20 protein-coding genes and 1 riboswitch are annotated in these 20,202 nt (G+C 37.7%); of the genes, 15 read left to right on the forward strand and 5 right to left on the reverse strand.

The window, feature by feature from the left end:
* The first annotated feature begins 8 nt into the window (after nucleotides 1-8).
* The 13 genes from sufD to ACFYKX_RS17185 all read left to right on the forward strand — a co-directional run bounded on the left by sufD (nucleotide 9) and on the right by ACFYKX_RS17185 (nucleotide 14,646).
* The gene (gene sufD, locus ACFYKX_RS17125) at nucleotides 9-1,319 is read left to right on the forward strand and encodes a Fe-S cluster assembly protein SufD (RefSeq protein ID WP_389362291.1); all 1,311 of its coding nucleotides are present in this window, start codon (nucleotides 9-11) and stop codon (nucleotides 1,317-1,319) included.
* The gene (locus tag ACFYKX_RS17130) at nucleotides 1,319-2,548 is read left to right on the forward strand and encodes a cysteine desulfurase (protein ID WP_389362292.1); all 1,230 of its coding nucleotides are present in this window, start codon (nucleotides 1,319-1,321) and stop codon (nucleotides 2,546-2,548) included. The genes sufD and ACFYKX_RS17130 overlap by 1 nt, the downstream gene beginning before the upstream one ends.
* The gene (sufU, locus tag ACFYKX_RS17135; protein ID WP_389362293.1) at nucleotides 2,538-2,978 is read left to right on the forward strand and encodes a Fe-S cluster assembly sulfur transfer protein SufU; all 441 of its coding nucleotides are present in this window, start codon (nucleotides 2,538-2,540) and stop codon (nucleotides 2,976-2,978) included. Before ACFYKX_RS17130 ends, sufU begins: the two co-directional genes overlap by 11 nt.
* Nucleotides 2,979-3,029: 51 nt before the next feature.
* Complete coding sequence (gene sufB / locus ACFYKX_RS17140; protein ID WP_389362294.1) at nucleotides 3,030-4,427, forward strand: Fe-S cluster assembly protein SufB; 1,398 nt, start codon at nucleotides 3,030-3,032, stop codon at nucleotides 4,425-4,427.
* A 345-nt stretch (nucleotides 4,428-4,772) separates the two neighbouring features.
* On the forward strand, nucleotides 4,773-5,618 hold the full coding sequence (locus ACFYKX_RS17145) for a DUF72 domain-containing protein (RefSeq protein ID WP_389362295.1): 846 nt from the start codon (nucleotides 4,773-4,775) through the stop codon (nucleotides 5,616-5,618).
* A 14-nt stretch (nucleotides 5,619-5,632) separates the two neighbouring features.
* Complete coding sequence (locus ACFYKX_RS17150; RefSeq protein ID WP_389362296.1) at nucleotides 5,633-6,457, forward strand: sulfite exporter TauE/SafE family protein; 825 nt, start codon at nucleotides 5,633-5,635, stop codon at nucleotides 6,455-6,457.
* Between the two features lie 12 nt (nucleotides 6,458-6,469).
* Complete coding sequence (locus ACFYKX_RS17155; protein WP_389362297.1) at nucleotides 6,470-7,837, forward strand: bifunctional metallophosphatase/5'-nucleotidase; 1,368 nt, start codon at nucleotides 6,470-6,472, stop codon at nucleotides 7,835-7,837.
* A gap of 81 nt (nucleotides 7,838-7,918) precedes the next feature.
* Nucleotides 7,919-8,221 (forward strand): YunC family protein, encoded by a 303-nt coding sequence (locus ACFYKX_RS17160; protein ID WP_389362298.1) that lies wholly within the window; start codon nucleotides 7,919-7,921, stop codon nucleotides 8,219-8,221.
* Nucleotides 8,222-8,652: 431 nt separating this feature from the next.
* Complete coding sequence (locus tag ACFYKX_RS17165) at nucleotides 8,653-9,747, forward strand: HD-GYP domain-containing protein (protein WP_389362299.1); 1,095 nt, start codon at nucleotides 8,653-8,655, stop codon at nucleotides 9,745-9,747.
* Between the two features lie 133 nt (nucleotides 9,748-9,880).
* The gene (gene yunB / locus ACFYKX_RS17170) at nucleotides 9,881-10,639 is read left to right on the forward strand and encodes a sporulation protein YunB (protein ID WP_389362300.1); all 759 of its coding nucleotides are present in this window, start codon (nucleotides 9,881-9,883) and stop codon (nucleotides 10,637-10,639) included.
* Nucleotides 10,640-10,714: 75 nt separating this feature from the next.
* Nucleotides 10,715-10,897, forward strand: a riboswitch (Lysine riboswitch).
* Nucleotides 10,898-11,110: 213 nt separating this feature from the next.
* Nucleotides 11,111-12,667, forward strand: coding sequence for a Na+/H+ antiporter NhaC family protein (locus ACFYKX_RS17175; protein WP_389362301.1), 1,557 nt, complete (start codon nucleotides 11,111-11,113; stop codon nucleotides 12,665-12,667).
* Between the two features lie 357 nt (nucleotides 12,668-13,024).
* Nucleotides 13,025-14,539: a sodium-dependent transporter gene (locus ACFYKX_RS17180; protein WP_389362302.1), complete on the forward strand. Its 1,515-nt coding sequence runs from the start codon at nucleotides 13,025-13,027 to the stop codon at nucleotides 14,537-14,539.
* A complete protein-coding gene (locus ACFYKX_RS17185; protein ID WP_389362303.1) occupies nucleotides 14,539-14,646 on the forward strand; it encodes a methionine/alanine import family NSS transporter small subunit in 108 nt (35 codons plus the stop codon). The genes ACFYKX_RS17180 and ACFYKX_RS17185 overlap by 1 nt, the downstream gene beginning before the upstream one ends.
* A gap of 92 nt (nucleotides 14,647-14,738) precedes the next feature.
* Here ACFYKX_RS17185 and ACFYKX_RS17190 read toward each other — a convergent pair whose 3' ends face one another.
* On the reverse strand, nucleotides 14,739-15,701 hold the full coding sequence (locus tag ACFYKX_RS17190) for a M23 family metallopeptidase (protein WP_389362421.1): 963 nt from the start codon (nucleotides 15,699-15,701) through the stop codon (nucleotides 14,739-14,741).
* Between the two features lie 329 nt (nucleotides 15,702-16,030).
* On the opposite strand from ACFYKX_RS17190, the gene lipA reads away from it, so the two are divergent.
* Nucleotides 16,031-16,954, forward strand: coding sequence for a lipoyl synthase (lipA, locus tag ACFYKX_RS17195; protein ID WP_389362304.1), 924 nt, complete (start codon nucleotides 16,031-16,033; stop codon nucleotides 16,952-16,954).
* A gap of 56 nt (nucleotides 16,955-17,010) precedes the next feature.
* On the opposite strand, the gene ACFYKX_RS17200 is transcribed toward lipA, so the two are convergent.
* Nucleotides 17,011-17,757: a YhcN/YlaJ family sporulation lipoprotein gene (locus ACFYKX_RS17200; RefSeq protein ID WP_389362305.1), complete on the reverse strand. Its 747-nt coding sequence runs from the start codon at nucleotides 17,755-17,757 to the stop codon at nucleotides 17,011-17,013.
* A gap of 116 nt (nucleotides 17,758-17,873) precedes the next feature.
* On the opposite strand from ACFYKX_RS17200, the gene ACFYKX_RS17205 reads away from it, so the two are divergent.
* Complete coding sequence (locus tag ACFYKX_RS17205; protein WP_389362306.1) at nucleotides 17,874-18,164, forward strand: YutD family protein; 291 nt, start codon at nucleotides 17,874-17,876, stop codon at nucleotides 18,162-18,164.
* Between the two features lie 42 nt (nucleotides 18,165-18,206).
* Here ACFYKX_RS17205 and ACFYKX_RS17210 read toward each other — a convergent pair whose 3' ends face one another.
* From ACFYKX_RS17210 to glpX, 3 genes are all read right to left on the reverse strand, one after another.
* Nucleotides 18,207-18,512, reverse strand: a complete 306-nt coding sequence (locus ACFYKX_RS17210) for a cytosolic protein (protein ID WP_389362307.1) — start codon at nucleotides 18,510-18,512, stop codon at nucleotides 18,207-18,209.
* A gap of 89 nt (nucleotides 18,513-18,601) precedes the next feature.
* Nucleotides 18,602-18,868, reverse strand: a complete 267-nt coding sequence (locus tag ACFYKX_RS17215) for a DUF3055 domain-containing protein (protein WP_389362308.1) — start codon at nucleotides 18,866-18,868, stop codon at nucleotides 18,602-18,604.
* An 86-nt stretch (nucleotides 18,869-18,954) separates the two neighbouring features.
* Nucleotides 18,955-19,923 (reverse strand): class II fructose-bisphosphatase, encoded by a 969-nt coding sequence (glpX, locus tag ACFYKX_RS17220; RefSeq protein WP_389362309.1) that lies wholly within the window; start codon nucleotides 19,921-19,923, stop codon nucleotides 18,955-18,957.
* Nucleotides 19,924-20,202: the final 279 nt, after the last annotated feature.

The raw sequence follows: 20,202 nt of genomic DNA on the forward strand, positions 1-20,202 counted from the left end.
GATCAAGTATGACTACTGAAACAAAATTACCATTTGATAAGGAGTATGTTAGCTCTTTTTCGAAAGAAATGGGCGAGCCAGCTTGGTTAACAGAGCTCCGTTTAGAAGCGCTTGCAAATGTTGAGACATTGCCGCTTCCAAAACCAGATAAAACAAAAATTGATAAGTGGAATTTCACTCAATTTGATAAACATATTGTAAAAAGTGATGATTATGGAACGTTAAATGATCTTCCTGAAGAAGTTAGATCTCTTATTAACGCCGATTCAAGTGATCAAAATTTATATATTCAACGTAATAACCGCCCTACGATTCTTTCTGTTTCTGCAGAGCTTCAAGAAAAAGGCGTCGTATTTGTTGATATGTTTACAGCTGCTCGTGAGCACGGGGACCTTCTTCAAAAGTATTTTATGAAGGATGGCGTAAAACCTTATGAGCATAAATTAACAGCTCTACATGCAGCGTTAGTCAACGGTGGAATGTTCTTATACGTACCGAAAAACGTTGAACTGACAAACCCAATTCAAGCTGTATTTATTCATGACGATGCAGAAGCGAACGTGTTTAACCATGTATTAGTCGTAGCAGAAGCAAATTCAGCTGTTACGTATGTAGAAAACTATATTTCAACGGTTGACTCTGCGAACAGTATTTTTAATATTGTTTCAGAAGTAATTGCTAATGACAATGCTCGAGTACAATATGGTGCAGTGGACACACTCGCAAAAGGTACAACAACATATGTGAACCGTCGAGGTGTTGCAGGTAGACATGCACGTATTGAATGGGCACTAGGTTTAATGAATGATGGAAACACCATTTCTGAAAATGTAACAAACTTAATGGGTGATGGCTCTTTAGGTGATACAAAGACAGTTGTTGTTGGTCGTGGAGAGCAAATTCAAAACTTCACAACAAAAGTTGTCCACTTTGGAAAGAACAGCGAAGGCTATATCTTAAAGCATGGTGTTATGAAGGATAGCGCTTCTTCCATCTTTAATGGGATCGGTAAAATTGAGCATGGTGCTTCAAAATCAAATGCTGAGCAAGAGTCACGTGTTCTTATGTTAAGTGAAAAAGCTCGTGGAGATGCCAACCCAATTCTTCTAATTGATGAAGATGATGTAACAGCTGGACACGCTGCATCAGTGGGACGTGTTGATCCATTACAGCTTTACTATCTAATGAGTCGTGGAATTCCACAAAGTGAAGCAGAACGTCTAGTTATTCACGGATTCTTAGCACCAGTAGTTAATGAACTTCCAATTGAAGGAGTTAAAAAGCAACTAGTTGAAGTGATTGAAAGGAAAGTAAAATAATGAATATCAAAGATATTCGTCAATACTTTCCGATTCTTGATCAGGAAGTAAACGGGAAACCACTCGTTTATTTAGACAGTGCTGCGACTTCTCAAAAGCCAGTTCAAGTAATTGAAGCTCTTGATAAGTACTACCGCGAATACAACTCTAATGTTCACCGTGGTGTTCATACTCTAGGTACAAAAGCTACAGATGGCTACGAAGGAGCTAGAGAGAAAGTAAGAAAGTTTATTAACGCTAAATCAACTGAAGAAATTATCTTTACTCGAGGTGCAACAACTGCACTAAATACAGTTGCGCAAAGTTATGCTCGCGCGAACCTTCGCGAAGGTGATGAAATCGTTATTTCATACATGGAACACCATGCAAATGTAATTCCATGGCAGCAAATTGCGAGAGCAACTGGTGCAATACTTAAGTATGTAGACCTTCAGGAAGATGGTACGATTTCTCTTGATGATATTAGAGAGATTGTTACTTCTAATACAAAAATTGTTTCAATCATGCAAGTTTCTAATGTTCTTGGAGTCATGAATCCTATTAAAGAAATCGCACAGATTGCTCATGAAAATGGTGCAATTATGGTGGTGGATGGTGCTCAAAGTGCACCGCATATGAAAATTGATGTCCAAGATTTAGACTGTGATTTTCTAGCTTTTTCAGCTCATAAGATGTGTGGACCAACAGGAATCGGAGTCCTATATGGCAAAAAGAAATGGCTAGAGAACATGGAGCCCGTTGAATTCGGGGGAGAAATGATTGACTTTGTTGGATTGCAAGAATCGACTTGGAAAGAACTACCTTGGAAGTTTGAAGCGGGAACACCGATTATTGCAGGAGCTATCGGTTTAGGTGCTGCAATAGACTTTTTACAAGAAATAGGTCTAGAAAATATCGAAGCCCATGAACATAAGTTAGCAGCCTATGCACTTCAAAGAATGTCTGAAGTTGAAGGAATGACGATTTACGGTCCTAAGGATCCTGACAAGCGCGCTGGCTTAGTCACATTTAACATTTCAGATGTGCATCCACATGATGTAGCAACTGTATTGGATGCAGATGGAATCGCAGTTCGCGCGGGCCATCATTGTGCTCAGCCGTTAATGAAGTGGTTAAAGGTTTCAGCAACTGCTCGTGCTAGCTTCTACTTATACAACACAGAAGATGACATTGATAAGCTTGTAGCAGGGCTTGTTAAAACAAAGGAGTATTTTAGCGATGTCTTTTAATAATTTGGATACCCTTTATAGACAAGTGATTATGGATCATTATAAAAATCCTCGAAACAGAGGCGTGTTAGAGGATGATAGCTTAACGATCAATATGAACAACCCTACTTGTGGTGATCGAATCCAATTAAATTTAAAGTTAAATGACGGAAAAGTTGTAGATGCTAAATTTGATGGAGAAGGCTGTTCAATCTCAATGTCATCAGCTTCAATGATGACCCAAGCAATCAAAGGAAAGAGTGTAGAGGATGCCCTAAAGCTTTCTCAGATTTTTTCTGATATGATGCAAGGGAAAGATTATGATGATGATATCGACTTAGGTGATATCGAGGCACTTCAAGGAGTATCAAAATTCCCTGCTCGTATCAAGTGTGCAACATTAGCTTGGAAGGCAATGGAGAAGGGGATTAAGGAAGACGAACAACAATAACAGTGGGCACTTACTTTAATTAGTGTCCTCTATGAATGGAGGAACTCGACGATGGCTAAAAAAGCGCCTGAAATCGGTGATTATAAATATGGTTTTGCCGATAAGGATGTTTCCATATTCCGATCTAAGCGTGGATTAACACGTGAAATCGTTGAAGAAATTTCAAAAATGAAGCAAGAGCCTCAGTGGATGCTTGACTTCCGTTTGAAATCATTGGAGCACTTTTACAATATGCCAATGCCGCAATGGGGCGGAGATTTAATGGCGTTAAACTTTGATGAGATTACCTATTACGTAAAACCATCAGAGAAGACAGAGCGTTCTTGGGATGAAGTTCCTGAAGAAATCAAACAAACATTTGATAAGCTTGGAATCCCTGAAGCAGAGCAAAAATATCTTGCTGGTGTATCTGCACAGTACGAATCTGAGGTTGTTTATCACAATATGCAAGAAGATCTTGAAGCACAAGGAATTGTGTTCAAAGACACTGACTCTGCTTTAAGAGAAAATGAAGATATTTTCCGTGAGCACTGGGGTAAAGTAATCCCACCAACAGACAATAAGTTTGCTGCGTTAAACTCAGCTGTATGGTCTGGTGGATCTTTCATCTATGTTCCTAAAGGAATTAAGGTTGAGACTCCACTACAAGCTTACTTCCGTATCAATTCTGAAAACATGGGACAATTCGAGCGTACTCTTATCATCGTTGATGAAGGCGCACATGTTCACTATGTTGAAGGGTGTACAGCTCCTGTTTATACAACAAACTCACTTCACAGTGCGGTTGTTGAAATCATCATTAAAAAAGACGCTTATTGCCGTTATACAACGATTCAAAACTGGGCGAATAACGTATTTAACCTAGTTACAAAGCGTGCTGTTTGTGAAGCAAACGCTACTATGGAATGGATTGACGGAAACATCGGTTCTAAATTAACGATGAAATATCCAGCTGTTATTTTAAAAGGAGAAGGCGCTCGAGGTATGACTCTTTCTATCGCATTAGCGGGTAAAGGTCAACACCAAGATGCTGGTGCAAAAATGATTCACTTAGCACCAAACACTTCTTCAACGATAGTTTCTAAATCAATTTCAAAACAAGGCGGTAAAGTAACATACCGTGGTATCGTTCACTTTGGCCGTAAAGCAGATGGCGCTCGTTCAAACATCGAGTGTGATACACTAATCATGGATAACAAATCAACTTCTGATACTATTCCATACAATGAAATTCTTAACGACAATATCTCTTTAGAGCACGAAGCGAAAGTTTCTAAAGTATCTGAAGAGCAATTATTCTACTTAATGAGCCGTGGAATTTCTGAAGAAGAAGCAACTGAAATGATCGTAATGGGCTTCATCGAGCCATTTACGAAAGAGCTTCCAATGGAATATGCAGTAGAGATGAACCGTCTAATCAAGTTCGAGATGGAAGGTTCAATTGGTTAATAACGATAAGTCAAAACCGTTCATCTTAGGGTGAGCGGTTTTTTGTGTCTCAAATAGTTTTTAAGTGTATCTGTGACAAACGTGTGAGAACTGTGCATATATGTAGAGAGGCGTGCATATGTGCTCTTTCCAGGTGCAAATATGAACTACTATGCAGCAATAAAATTATTCTTCACATGCAAAAATTCCAGGAGCTCCATTGTAAATTTGTAAAATTAAGCTAGTTCAACCCTTCTTCTTTGATATGCTAAAATAAATTTTATAAAATTTCTGTAAAAGACCAATTTTTATTATAAAATGAACCATAATATTTAGTTAAAGTTCGTATCTAAAGGAGGAGACTCCATGATCTATATTGGATTAACCGGATGGGGAGACCATGATAGTTTGTATGGCCCAAACCCGTCTCCAAGAAATAAGTTAAAGGATTACTCGGGCTATTTTCCAACCGTTGAAGTAGATGCGTCATTCTATGCGATACAGCCAAAAAAGAATTCTGAAAGATGGGTGCAAGACACTCCGTCATCCTTTCAGTTTATTGTAAAAGCATATCAAGGCATGACTGGCCATCAACGTGGAGATATACCATTTGAAAGTCAGAAAGAAATGTTTGAAGCCTTCAAGGAATCCCTACAACCCTACATAGAAGGAAGTAAACTTGCCATGGTTTTGTTTCAGTTTCCTCCTTGGTTTGATTGTAAGAGGGAAAATGTTGACTATTTGAGGTGGTGTAAGGAAGAAATGGGTGAGATTCCTTGTGCCTTAGAATTTAGGCATCAGTCTTGGTTTCGGCCAGCTTTCTATGATAAAACGATAAGATTTATGAAAGAAGAAAAATGGATTCATAGTATTTGTGATGAACCACAATCAGGGGAAGGTTCGATTCCTACAGTGCTTGAGATTACCACTCCTGATAAGCTGCTCGTTCGATTTCACGGTAGAAATGTATATGGATGGCAAAAGAGAAATGCAGAAAATTGGCGTGAAGTACGATATTTATACAGATACAACGACCAGGAGCTGGTTGAATGGGTTGCTCACATCAAAGCACTTCAAGAAGATTGTAAGGATGTGTACGTCCTATTTAACAACAACTCTGGTGGAGATGCAGCCGATAATGCTAAGCAACTTATTGAAATGTTGAATATCGAATACGATCAATTAGCGCCGCGACAATTGGATCTGTTTTAACAGGGGGATAAAAGATGGAATGGCTTGTGTTAATTTTAATTGGACTTTCAGCAGGCTTTTTAGGTGCTCTAATTGGCCTTGGTGGTGGAATTATTGTAGTACCAGCATTGCTTTTCTTTGGCACATACACAAGCCTTTTAAAAGGAATATCGCCGCAAGTTGCAGTGGGGACATCTCTTCTAATTATGATATTTACCGGTTTATCATCTACTTTAACGTATTTGAAACATAAAACAGTTGATTATAAGAGTGGACTGATATTTTTTATTGGAAGTGGACCAGGTGGAATTGTAGGAGCATGGGTCAATCAAGCGTTAAATATGAAAACTTTTAATATTTATTTCGGTATTTTTATGATAGTTGTCTCTATTATTTTAATGATTAGGAATAAATTAAAGCCAATGCCAATACTAAAAGGGAAAAACATTCAGAGAACCTTTACCGACCAGAGTGGGAAAACATATGAGTATGGATATTCACTGCTCTTAGGATTATGTATTGCCTTTTTCGTGGGCTTTTTATCAGGGATTTTTGGTATTGGTGGAGGATCACTTCTGGTCCCAGCTATGATACTGCTATTCTTATTCCCACCACATGTAGCTGTTGCTACTTCTATGTTCATGATTTTTCTTTCAGCGATTTTAAGCTCTGTTACTCACATTAGTTTTGGTAACGTGGACTGGGCTTATGCAGCGGCTCTGATCCCTGGAGCATGGATTGGAGCAAGGCTTGGTGCAGTCGTAAACACAAAAATAAAAAGTGATACGGTCGTACAGATTTTAAGATTAATCCTTATCTTTGTAGGGCTACGACTTATTTATCAAGGGATAATGGGATAAGGGGAGTGGAAGATGGAAGAAATTCATATTTATCATACGAATGATTTACATAGCCATTTCGAGCATTGGCCTAGAATCCATGAACTTCTAGTCAGTCGGAGAAAATGGCACACAGAAGTTGGGGAAGACGTGTTTATGTTTGATATTGGTGACCATATGGACAGGTGGCACCCGTTATCTGATGGCACTAGAGGGAAGGGGAATACTACCCTTTTAAACAAAGCCGGTTATGATGCGGCTACGATTGGAAATAACGAGGGCATAACACTTCCCTTTAAAGATTTAAACACATTATATGACGATGCTACCTTTCAGGTTTTAGTAGCTAATCTTTATACAGAGGATGGAAAACATCCACAATGGGTAAAACCTTATTCCATATACAAAACAAAGAGTGGAATCAAACTTGGTGTCATTGGACTAACAGCTTACTTTTCTCACTTCTATCATCTACTAGGTTGGCGTTTGACAAATCCGCTAGAAGAGTTATCAGCCCAGTTAGAGAATCTCAAAGAAAAGGCAGACATTATTATTTTATTATCCCATCTTGGAATTAATGAGGATGAACAGATTGCTGAACAGTTTCCTGAGATCGATGTTATTCTAGGAGCACATACCCATCACATTTTACATGAGGGAAAATTAATAAATAATAGCCTTCTAGGTGCTGCTGGGAAGTTTGGTATGTATGTGGGGCACGTAAGGTTACAGGTAGACCCTATTACGAAGCAATTAATTCATAAAAAAGCAATTCTTTATGATTCGAATAAACTTCCTTTCTTAGATAATGAAGATGTAATGATCTCCGAGTTATATGAAAATGGTAAAAGTATATTAAGTAAGGAAATTGCGAAAGTTCCAGAAGAGATTAAGAATAAGCATGATATGGCAGCCATGTTATGTTCGGCACTAATGGAATGGTGTGAGGCAGATTGTGCTTTTTTAAATAAAGGATTAATCCTTAAGGATCTTGAAAAAGACGTTGTCACTCCTTACGATTTGCTTAGTATATGTCCTCATCCGATTAATCCATGTGTAGTGGAACTTTCAGGAGTAGAATTGAAAGAAGTATTAACACAGACTCTAAATGAGAAATGGGCAGATCTTCAATTAAAGGGCTTAGGGTTCAGGGGGACAGTGATGGGGAGTATCGTATACGCGGGAATTACAATCTTTAAAGGAAGCAAGGGCCTAAATATTAAGATTAACAATGAGGAGCTTGTTAGAGAGAAAATCTACAGATTGGCTATACCAGACATGTTTACTTTTGGACGCTTTTTCCCGGAGATCCATAGAGCTAAGCATAAAACCTATTACCTTCCAGAGTTTCTCCGTGACCTTATCGAATGGAAGCTAAAGTCTGGAAAGGATTGCTCATAAAAAGTGTGTAAAAAGGGCAAACGAAACATACACGTTTTTCCCTTCCATTCATAATGATATAGGGAAGGGAGCGTGGAAAAAATGATGAATTTATCGCCTATCGAAATTAACGGGCATACATTTTTAAGCGTATCTGTAGTATTACCGAAAACAAATCTACTGGTGGTTACCAGTGATAAAGGATATATAATGTGTGGAGCACTTGACGTTGCTTTGCTAAACGAAAAGTTAAAGGACCGGAAAGTGATAGCAGGAAGAGCTGTAGGTGTAAAAACGATCGAACAGCTTTTAGAAGCTCCTCTAGAATCAGTCACTTATGAAGCAGAGGCATTAGGTATCCATAAAGGGATGAAGGGTAAAGATGCAATGCTTAAAATGATATAAAGTAGAAGGGTCGCTGCAATGCGGCCTTATTTTAATTTAGAGAAAGGTTATACAACTCTAAAACATAATATATATTAAAAGTAGTTAGTACACCTTAACGATAGATTTTGACTGAGTTTCAATAAGAGCTTTATAGGTCCATCTTCAGCTGAAAACTCGTGTAAGCACCATTAATGCCCATATAATGGAATTAATATGGTAGAAACGTAGTGAAAAGTGACAGAAGTTTGTCTATTTAGATAAATTAATCAATAAATAAGGTACAAAAGTCTGTTGAATTAGTATAATAGATAAAGTTATTGTAGGTAATAATAGAAATTTTTGTTGAAATATGTAATATTTACTATCAAATTTTACTAGAATTTGTAGCTATTTAAATTATTGGTTCAGATAATCATATTTTTACACTTAAGAAACGGGAGTTATTCTTCATGAGACTAGTTGCAACCGAATTTGTAGAACCGGGTTCAATTCTTGGAAAAGCTATATTGAATGACAAAGGACAAGTTCTACTTAATGAAGGGGTAGAGCTAGGGGAAAAGGTCATCCAGCGGCTTCAAGAGAAAGGAATCTCATATATTTATATTAAAGATGAAGCTACTGCTGATATAAGCTTTAAAAGTGCGATTTCTGAAGAATTAAGAAAAGAAGCAATGAACACTATTGAGTCTACTTTTGCTCAGGTACAAAAAGAAAGCTCAATATCAAGCTCATTTGTGATCGAAAAAGCTTCACAGCGCTTTACGGAGGTTATCAGACACTTACTAAGTGAAATAAAAAATAATCGTGACTTGCTTACATTATTATCGGATGTTTATACATACGATAATTATATTTTTACCCACTCTCTGAATGTAACCATGTATTCCTTAGCAATCGGCATGGAGCTACAACTGCGTCCAAGAGAATTAGAGTTACTTGGGCTGGGGGCTATTTTGCATGATGTAGGTAAGATGAAGATTCCGGCAGAAATACTATTAAAGCCAGGAAAACTTACTGAAGAAGAATTTTTTGAAGTAAAAAAGCATCCTGAAGAAGGATTCAACATACTAAGAAATGTTCAAACCATTTCATTGTTAGTAGCACATTGTGCGTACCAGCACCATGAGCGGATGAATGGATCAGGGTATCCTAGAGGAATTAAAGGTGCAGATATCCATGAGTATGGAAGAATTATTGCGGTGGCGGATGTGTTTGATGCTGTTACTTCTAACAGAGTATATAGAAGAGCCATGTTACCACATGACGGGCTAGAAATCTTATTTGCTGGAGTGGGGTCACTATTTGATCAAAAAGTGGTAGAAGCGTTTCGACGTGCAGTGGCCATTTATCCAGTGGGGATTACCGTTGAATTAAATGATGGACGTAAAGGTGTAGTATCCAAACAAAACGTTGGTGTGAGTGACAGACCTTTCGTTAGAATTTTAGAAGAAAATGGTCAGACGGTTGAGCCATATGAGTTAGATATGTGTGCAGAGTTAACAGTGGTTATTACTGGGTGTGATACAACTTTCCCTAAAGAATAGAAAAACAGAAATCCATAATGTATCTTCTTAAAAATCACTTTACCAAAAAAATAAAAAAGAAAACAAATTTAAAAATTTTGCGCTAGTTCCCCTCTTTTCAGCATACATATAGCTTGTAAAGGGGGGATTTGTCTTGCCAAAATTTCGCGGTCCGCGGCCGCGGAGAGGTCCTTTGCCGTTTAGGTATGTATTTTTACTTACATTCGTCTTTTTTTCCTTTTCGACAGCAGCGGGCTTATGGATCATTAATGAGGGGTTAAAGCCTACTCTTATAAGCTATGCAGACTCACAAACTAGAAAAATTGCCACTCTAGTGATAAGTAAGGCCATTAACAAAAAAGTAGCTAATGTAATGGATATAAATGAAATTATAGAAGAATCATCAGCTGAAAATGGCGGCTCAGGGATGATCAAGTTTAACACAGAGATTATTAACCGTGTGTTAGCTGAAACTACAAATCTTGTACAGATGAACATTAAAGAAGCTGAAAGAGGAAATTTATCCTCACTAGAATTATTGACAGATGTTGAGATTGAAATGGATGATACTAAAAGTGAAGAGGGAATTGTCTATTATGTTCCTTTAGGGCAAGCGACAAACAATGCGTTATTGGGGAACTTAGGTCCGCAAATCCCTGTTCGATTTAATGCCATTGGAGATATTCGCTCAGATGTTAAAACTAAAGTTACAGAATATGGAATTAACAATGCCTATGTTGAGGTATTTATTCATCTTGAAGTGAATGTCCAAATTATTATTCCGTTTGCTACAAAAATTACTACAGTCAAACAAGATATCCCGGTAGCAATGGGATTAGTTCCTGGAGAGGTTCCTCAGTTTTATGGTCCGGGTGAAGGATCAACACCTTCCTTAGAATTACCAGTTAATTAAATGTAAGAAACTTCTCGACTATTATAAAATAAGTTGCTATACTAAAAAAATAATTTAATAAAACCTTATCATGTCCGATGGGGTAGAGGTGCGACCATTATTAGTACGCTATGTGAGGATGACAACGTTGATCATAGCCGAAAGGGAAGGCCGCCGAAGCAGACTAAGTATGTCAACACTTATTTTGCTGGGGATACTTTTAACAAGAGTATCACTGTCATTATAGAAACTTTTCTATAATGGGGAGCTACAGATCAGGATGGAGAAACTAATTACTTTAACAAGGAGTAATGATAGATTTTTCTCTATCATTACTCCTTGTTTATTTTCTCCTTCGCGCTAACTAGGCTTTTGAGGCATTCATTATTAAATAATGCGCTTAAAAGAATCGACAACGCCTCTATTGCTTAATAGCGCACCGTTTTCTTATGCTCCTACTATCTAGTAAAAATAGAAGGAGAGCAACAAAAGATGATTAACACAGTATTTTCTTTATTACCTCCATTAATTGCGATATTAATGGTTATTCTTACGAGAAGAGTCCTACTATCTTTAGGTGTGGGAATCTTAACAGCAGCAGTTTTGTTGTCTGAGTTTAATATATCAAAAACATTTTCCATTATTCTCACAGCTACAAAAGGAATTTTTATCTCAGATGGAGAGCTTAATACTTGGAACGTATATATTATTTTGTTCTTACTAGTATTAGGTGTAATAACTGCATTCATTTCTATATCAGGTGGAAGTCGTGCCTTTGGTGAATGGGCGATGAAGAGAGTTAAATCACGTGCTGGTGCTCAAATGGTTGCAGCGTTTCTTGGTATTATTATTTTTATTGATGATTATTTTAATGCACTGGCTGTTGGACAAGTATCACGACCCATTACAGATCGCCAAAAAGTATCACGAGCAAAGCTCGCATATATAATTGATTCAACGTCAGCACCAATATGTGTTGTGTCACCAATATCAAGCTGGGGTGCATACATCATTGCTCTGATTGCTCCAATTCTTGTGGCACACAATGTAACGGAAACATCAGCATTCTCTGCTTTTATTCAAATGATTCCCATGAACCTATATGTATGGACCGCAATTGCGATGGTATTTATTGTCGCGTTACGAAATATAAACATCGGAGCAATGAGAGTTCATGAAGAAAGAGCGGTTTTTGAAGGACAAGTGTTAGATTCTAACAAACCTGCTCCAGGTGAATTAAAAGAGGACCTACCGACGAGTAATAAGGGTACAGTAGGTGATTTAACATGGCCTATTTTAGCGTTGGTCATTGGGACAGTAGGATCAATGTTATGGACAGGCTATACAGCTATTGAAGGGAAAGCAACTCTTCTTGCTATTTTTGAAAATACAGATGTAGCGAAGTCCCTAATCCTAGGTGGCTTAGTAGGATTGACCGTTACAATGGTGTTATTTTTCCGCCAAGTATTTATATTTAAGGGTGTTAACGGAAGTTTGATGGTTACTGGGTTAATCGAAGGAGTTAAATCAATGTTACCAGCCGTTTATATTTTAATGTTTGCGTGGGTTATCGTTGATTTGATTGGTCAGTTAGAAACAGGGGCTTTCTTAGCACAATTCGTAGAAAATTCTAATCTAAACACAGCCTATTTACCAGTAATTTTATTCATAATCGCTGGAGTTATGGCTTTCTCTACAGGAACTTCTTGGGGCTCATTTGGAATCTTGCTTCCGATAGCCGGGGAAATATCTGCAGTGACAGATATAAGCATGCTATTACCTGCTATGGCAGCTGTATTAGCAGGCTCCGTTTTTGGAGATCATTGCTCTCCAATCTCAGATACAACAATCCTTTCATCAACAGGTGCTGGATGTAACCATATTGATCATGTGATGACTCAGCTACCATATGCCCTTATATCAGCAGTAATAGCTATTGCCGGTTATGTTGTTTTTGGATTAACTGGAAGTATGGTACCTGCCTGGTTGATGATTATCGTACTGTTATTAATGTTCATCTTTGTATTTAGTAGAAAAAAGAATGTTTAAATGATAAGAAATAAATACTATAGAATGTTTATTGAAGACAAGGAAAAATTTCTTGTCTTCTTTTTTATAATAGAAGAAATTTTTCGACTATTTATTGAATAAGCTTTAGAAAAGGAGGTGCAAATAATTATTAGTATAATATTTTAAAGTGGTAAAGCGTTAGAAAATAATGTGTTATCCATAGCCGAATGCTTGATGGAAAAAAGATTACTATTCTACTAATAATGTTTTGACAGATGAAAAAAAACTAGCTATACTAATTTTATATTATACTAAAAAATCAGAAAATAAAAAAAGTTTCAATTCTTCTTTTAATTACAGGAGATGAAGAGACTAAAGTAGGAGGTAGGATTTACTATGGAAAATCGTCCACAGTGGGGGACACGAGCAGGATTTATTCTAGCAGCTGTTGGATCAGCGGTAGGTCTAGGAAATATCTGGAGGTTCCCGGCAGTAGCTTATGAAAATGGAGGAGGAGCATTCTTTTTCCCTTATCTGTTTGCACTTTTAACAGCAGGGATTCCGCTTCTAATTATGGAGTTTACAATTGGTCATAAGTACCGTGGTTCAGCTCCATTATCGTATGCACGTCTAAACAAAAAGTTTGAATGGCTTGGCTGGTGGCAAGTAGCTGTTTCATTTGTCATCTCAACCTATTATGCGGTAATTATCGCATGGGCTATGTCATTCGCAGTATTTTCGTTCAACCTTAAATGGGGTGACGATCCAAGTGGATTCTTATTTGGAAGCTACTTGAAGTTAGCTGAAACTCCTGGTCAAGTTGGAGGAATCGTTCCAGGTGTATTTATTCCTTTAATTCTCGTTTGGGTTATTACTTTAGGTGTATTATTCAAAGGTGTTAAAAAAGGTATTGAAGTTGCGAACAAAATCTTTATTCCTGCACTTGTAATCTTATTCTTAGTTATCGTTGTTCGTGCTTTAACACTTGATGGTGCCGCTCAAGGTCTAGATGCATTCTTTAAACCAGACTGGAGCAAAATTGCAGATGGAAAAGTTTGGGTAGCAGCTTACGGTCAGATTTTCTTCAGCTTATCTATTGCATTCGCTATCATGGTTACGTATTCTAGTTACCTTCCAAAGAAGAAAACAGATTTAACAAACAATGCATTCATTACTGGTTTTGCAAACTCTGGTTTCGAGCTTTTAGCTGGTATTGGGGTATTTGCTGCATTAGGATTTATGGCAAACCAAGCTGGAGTACCTGTAAATGAAGTTGTTACTGCAGGTGTTGGATTAGCCTTTGTGGTATTCCCGCAAATTATTAATGAGTTCCCTGCACTAAATGGATTCTTCGGATCTCTATTCTTTATCTGTCTAGTTTTAGCTGGATTATCTTCATTAATATCAATCGTAGAAACATTTGTAGCTGGGGTGCAAGATAAGTTTAAAGTTTCACGTACAAAAGCAGTAGCTGTCGGTGGAGGTCTATCTGCATTAATCTCTATCCTGTTTGCTACAAAAGGTGGATTATATTTCCTAGATGCTGCAGACTACTTTATTAACCAATTTGGTGTAGCATTAGCAGGTCTTGTATCAGTAGTTCTAGTTGCTTGGGGATCAAGGGAATTAAAGAACTTACAATCTCATGCTGATAGCATTTCTGATATTAAGCTTGGCGCTTGGTGGAGAATTTGCTTAGGATTCATTACACCTGCTGTGTTAGGGTACATGATGGTTCAAAATATTATCACTAACATTAAAGATAATTATGAAGGATATCCAACTAGCTTCCTTTTATACTCCGGATGGGGTGTAGCAATTGGAGCAATTATCCTCGGATTTGTCTTCATGAAATTCAAATGGGATAAAGGCACACTTGAAGTCACTGACAAGAAGGAGGTATCTCAATAATGTCTGGAAGTGCAATTACAATGATGCTTATTGGGATGGTTATCATTTGGGGAGGACTTGCTGCGAGTATTATCAATGCAGTTTCTAAGTCTAAGAAAGCAAACTAATCTAAATGTTAAAAGGGCTACCGACAAAGAGTCGGTAGTCCTTTTTAGCTTTAAGTGTTGTGTAGGCTATTATTATTCCTATACATTTTTAACTACCTCTTCTTCCTAGCCTTTTGACGCTCTTGTCGCTCCCATAACCTTAAATGTGGGTATGGATCATAAGACCATTCTGTATATCCATTATCCTTGTACATCCCATAATGGAGGTGTGGAGGGAATTTGCCTGACGTTCCAGGAGGACCGTAGCCAGAGCTTCCAACACCGCCTATTAACATGCCAGGTTCAACAATTTGACCTGCTTTTAAATCCTTTGCAAATCCACTCAGATGGGCGAAATAGTGGTAGTTATTATTTATATCTCGGATTCCGATTCTCCAACCTCCGTAACGATTCCAGCCCTTCATTTCAATAATTCCATAGGAGGTAGCCCTAACTGGTACCCCATAATTAGCGAAGATATCGGTTCCTTCGTGAATTCTCCGACCGCCCCATCCACGAGCATCTCCCCATGTGTTTTTATAACTGTAATTATTTCTGAGAGGGACCGGAAACGCATGGTCGTCTAAGTCTAACCGGTTAAAGTGCTTGTATATAGAAGCTTTACCTATAATAATCCCAACGGTTTTATCACGTTTGTAATAATCCCAAAGACCAATCTTTATATTGTCATGATCGACACCGTATGACAGGAGATAATTTGCAAAAGCGTGTAGAACATCTTCGTCATTTTTTAAGCTTGCTTTCCCGTCACCATTTCCATCAAATCCAATTCCGTTAAAGAATTTAATGGATGTTGGATTCTCATCATCAGGGTTTGGATTAAGTAAACCTACCCATTCTTCAGGCTTAAAATAGATTCCGGTAAGTCCCTCCGCTTTAGGGAGATCTCTTCTAGCCGAGCGGATATTTCGTTCATACTGGTCAACGGCAGCTAAGTAGTACCAAGGAATATTGGTTACTGCCTCTACTTTCGTATAAAGTTCCATCCGTTGTTTATATATGTCCGACTTTTCACTTTCACCGTGTACCTTAACACTACTGGTAATTAAGAAAATACAAATAAATAAAGAAGTAATTCGAAAAAGTCGCAAAATACTCCCCCCTTTTGGATTTTAGAGAATTCTTTAACACCTTTAATATTAGTGACCACTTGCACAACTTTATTTAAAATAGTGAGTTTTCATAAGTTCTCTTTTCACATTCGCTCGTTTCACATGATTAGTTTGTGAGATTTGGTAAAATTAATAAATATCAATTAATGGTAATCCCAATATCTTCGGCTTGTCGTTCATTATAGGTTGTGTTAAAGTGACAACAGACGCAATCTAATTCATATTTATAGAATTAGTGCCAACACTTATCAGTTAAGGATGGAGTGGAAAGATTGAGTAAAAAAGAATACTTACGCAAACCCGAGTGGTTAAAAATTAAATTAAATACAAATGAAAATTACACAGGACTCAAAAAGATGATGAGGGAGAAAAACCTTCATACCGTTTGTGAGGAAGCTAGATGTCCAAACATTCATGAATGCTGGGCTGTAAGAAGAACAGCAACATTTATGATTCTTGGTGATATATGTACGAGAGCATGTCGCTTCTGTGCTGTTAAAACAGGTTTTCCAACAGAATTAGACTTGCAAGAGCCAGAAAGAGTAGCAGATTCGGTCGCATTAATGAATCTTAAGCATGCAGTCATTACTGCTGTCGCTAGAGATGACTTAAAAGATGGAGGAGCAGCAGTCTTTGCTGAAACCGTCAGAGCTATTCGTAGGAAAAGTCCCTTCACTAGCATTGAAGTCCTTCCTTCTGATATGGGTGGAGTTTATGACAATCTTAAGACCCTAATGGATGCAAGACCAGATATCTTAAACCATAATATCGAGACCGTTCGAGGATTATCTGATCGTGTTCGTGCACGTGCAAAATACGATCGTTCACTGGAATTTTTACGTCGTGCAAAAGAAATGCAGCCAGACATTCCAACTAAATCCAGTCTCATGATTGGACTAGGAGAGACGAAAGAAGAAATTATTGAAACGATGGATGATTTAAGAGCAAACAACGTTGATATTATGACTATTGGTCAATACCTACAACCAACTAAAAAGCATTTAGATGTAAAAAAATACTACCATCCGGATGAGTTCCAAGAGCTTAAAGAGATTGCATTAAGCAAAGGATTTAGCCATTGCGAGGCAGGTCCTTTAGTACGCTCCTCATACCATGCAGATGAGCAAGTGAATGAAGCTACGAAACATAAGCAAATGATGTTAGAAAAGGCAGAAAGTGAAGCTAAGGAAGCTTAATCTTCTCGTTAAACGTCAAAAGAGTTCAGCACCATACTGCTGAACTCTTTTTTATATTAGTAGCCACCATATTCATTTATCTTTTCGTCAGCATTAGGACGATTGTTATTAATATTTGTAGTACGTTTGGTATTGTTCATTTGGCTACCATTGTTTTTCTTTCTTTCACTAATGTCATCACGATCCGAATTATCATTTAGTTCACCTTGTTCTTCACCGTTGGCATTCTCACCGTTGTTCATTTTACGGCCCTGTGGTGAGTCTAACATCTCTTGGATCAATGAATCGATACCATATTCTACATTTCGGCTGTCTGAGTCTAATGTAGCCCAGCTTTCAACATTTTTTCTTAAAGAAGTGTCATCACTTACATAAACGTGATACCATCTAGGTACAACTGACATTGCCATCCTTTTAACTTGGTCAGCTGTCGCATTTCGATCTTGCGAATTCGTTTCGTAAACAATTAAAACTTCTTCATCTGTTACTAAAGTTGAAATATCGTCTACATTAGGAACTTCTGTGCAGTATTTACCGATAATATCTGCAATTTGCTCGCGGTCAATAGCTGCATAATGGTTTGCTGAGGCGTTATTACCGGGAATAGGGCTTTTCTGGTGACGGACATAACCAAAGTCCTCACTCACATTATCATGTTCTTGGTTATAAATTTCAGCACGTTGGTCGTTAACGTTGATGGTGTTGCCTGTTTCATTTAAAAAGTCATCTTGACCTGCTTGATTTTGACAAGCTGTTAAGGCAGAAAGCCCACAAATACCTAATATCATCATCGCTTTTTTCATTGTTTACACCCCCTCAATTATAGGATGACCATGAAGATACTTTTTTCTCTTAGTAATTGATGGGGAATCAGTTATAATTTAAAATAAGAATTAGCGTGTGCAAAGAGGTGATAATAATGATTTGCATTAACAATACTTGCTATGAGGTTGTTGAAGAGAGAAGGGACGGCTTTAATGAAGAAGCTTTCCGAGCAAGATACAGCGATATTTTAACGAAATATGATTATATAGTAGGCGATTGGGGTTATGGTCAATTGCGATTAAGAGGATTTTTTGATGATCAAAATCAAAAAGCTACGTTTGATACAAAAATTAGTACTTTAACCGAGTACTTGTATGAGTACTGTAATTTCGGTTGTCCTTACTTTGTAGTTAAACGTGTGAAAAATCCGGCAGCGAATAGTTAAGCAAGTAAAGGGGGCACGCTAATCAGCACTGCCCCCTTTGACTTATTTTTTTCTAGCTGTTTTTGTTGGGTTATATGGAGTTTCTACCGACTTATTTGGATCATCATGCGGCGGATGTGCAGGTGCAACATGACGAGGTAGATCCTCATGTAAGGTCTTATTCTCATAATTAAATGCACTATAATAGCGTTGTCCTTCACGCCAAGGTGTGCTTTTATTTTCAACAGGCTCATTTTCACCACGTGGAGATCCATAAGGCCCTTCAGGAAGTTGTTCTGGAGTTAAGAAATTTCGCTGTGTTTCTACATTCGAAAAATCTGTGTATTCGCTTCTATCTTTGTCATCCATGTTAATCACCTCAACTTTATTGTTTGTAAAAATTCTTGAATTCAATCTATAAAGTTAAGCAGGCATCGACATTGAAAGAAGACTTATACCTATATTAATTCATATAGAAAAGAACGAAGCTCCTCAGCATCTTCTTCTGATAATTGGAAAGCATATTCTAAATATCCTTCTTCTTTTAAATCATCTGGACCAATAATGGCAAATCGACTTCCTTGAATATCAAGAACGATATGTTTTCCGTAGTAACGGTCTGACATCACAATAGCTAAATCAAACCGAGTATTTTGTCCCATAAAACTTACAAATCTTGTCTTTGTATCAACTAGGTCATCATATAAAAAGAAACGTTCAGTCATGGTAAGATAAATCCCCTTTATGTATAGTAGTGATTGAGATATTAACGCTTTAGGTAAACGAAGATTATATCTCGATTTTGCCTTTTTTATTTCATAATTAAGTGAGGCTTGTGATCAAGGTGATGGTGGGCAGTTATGTAGCGCACGGTCTTTGTTTTACTGCGCATAACGATAGAATGTGTTTCTACTAAGTCTCCCCCAAGGAAACGAACCCCATCCAGTAGCTCACCACTAGAAACTCCGGTAGCAGCAAAAATGGCATCATCCCCAGATACTAAATCATTCAGCATCAATAGTTGACGTGGATCAGCTAGTCCCATTTGAATACAGCGTTCTTCTTCTTCTTTGCTAGATGGAACTAGTCGGGCTTGCATATCACCACCTAGAGATTTCAGTGCAGCTGCAGATATCACACCCTCAGGAGCACCCCCAGTTCCAATAAACAGGTCAACACCTGTATGAGGAAGTGCTGTTGCGATTGCGGCTCCAACATCTCCATCTCCAAATAGTTTTACACGTGATCCTTTTGCTCGAACACGAGAAATAAGCTCTTCATGGCGATCTCGTTCCTGGATAATAACGGTTAGGTCTTGTACTCTTTTATTATTGGCTTCTGCAACAATATCGATCGTTTTTTCAATAGGATCAAGTAGACTAATTTTTCCTGCTGCATGTTTTCCTACTGCTATCTTTTCCATGTACATGTCAGGCGCATGCAAGAGTGTCCCACGATCCGCGACAGCTATTACAGCCATAGCATTATTATGTCCTTTTGCAACGATATTGGTTCCCTCTAGTGGATCGACCGCAACATCCACTTTAGGTCCCATGCCCGTTCCAAGATTTTCACCTATATATAGCATAGGAGCTTCATCTAACTCTCCTTCTCCAATAACAACAATTCCATCCATATTAACAGAATCAAACATTTTTCGCATGGCAGTAGTTGCTGCATCATCAGCTTCATTTTTTTTGCCTCTTCCCATCCATTGTGCAGAGGCTAGTGCTGCTGCTTCTGTAACCCTAACAATTTCTAGTGCAAGTTCACGTTCCATTGGATTCCCCTCCAAAATCGACACTTTTCCTCTATCTATCTTAACAGAATCATGAACGTTTCTAAATGATTACATTTTTTTAAAAGAAAAAAGAAGATAATAGATATACAGGAAAAAATACGTAATTCTACATTTTGTGATATAATTGTAGGTAGTTTTTATTGCCTTAGCTACTTCTAGAAAAAATTCGGTAGATACGTTTTGAAAATGCTGATTTACGCTTTTTGAAAATTATCGAATGAAAATGCATTTTAATCGTGGACTCCTGAGAGGAAGGAA

Source organism: Cytobacillus spartinae (assembly GCF_042865285.1).
Taxonomy (GTDB): domain Bacteria; phylum Bacillota; class Bacilli; order Bacillales; family Cytobacillaceae; genus Robertmurraya_A; species Robertmurraya_A spartinae.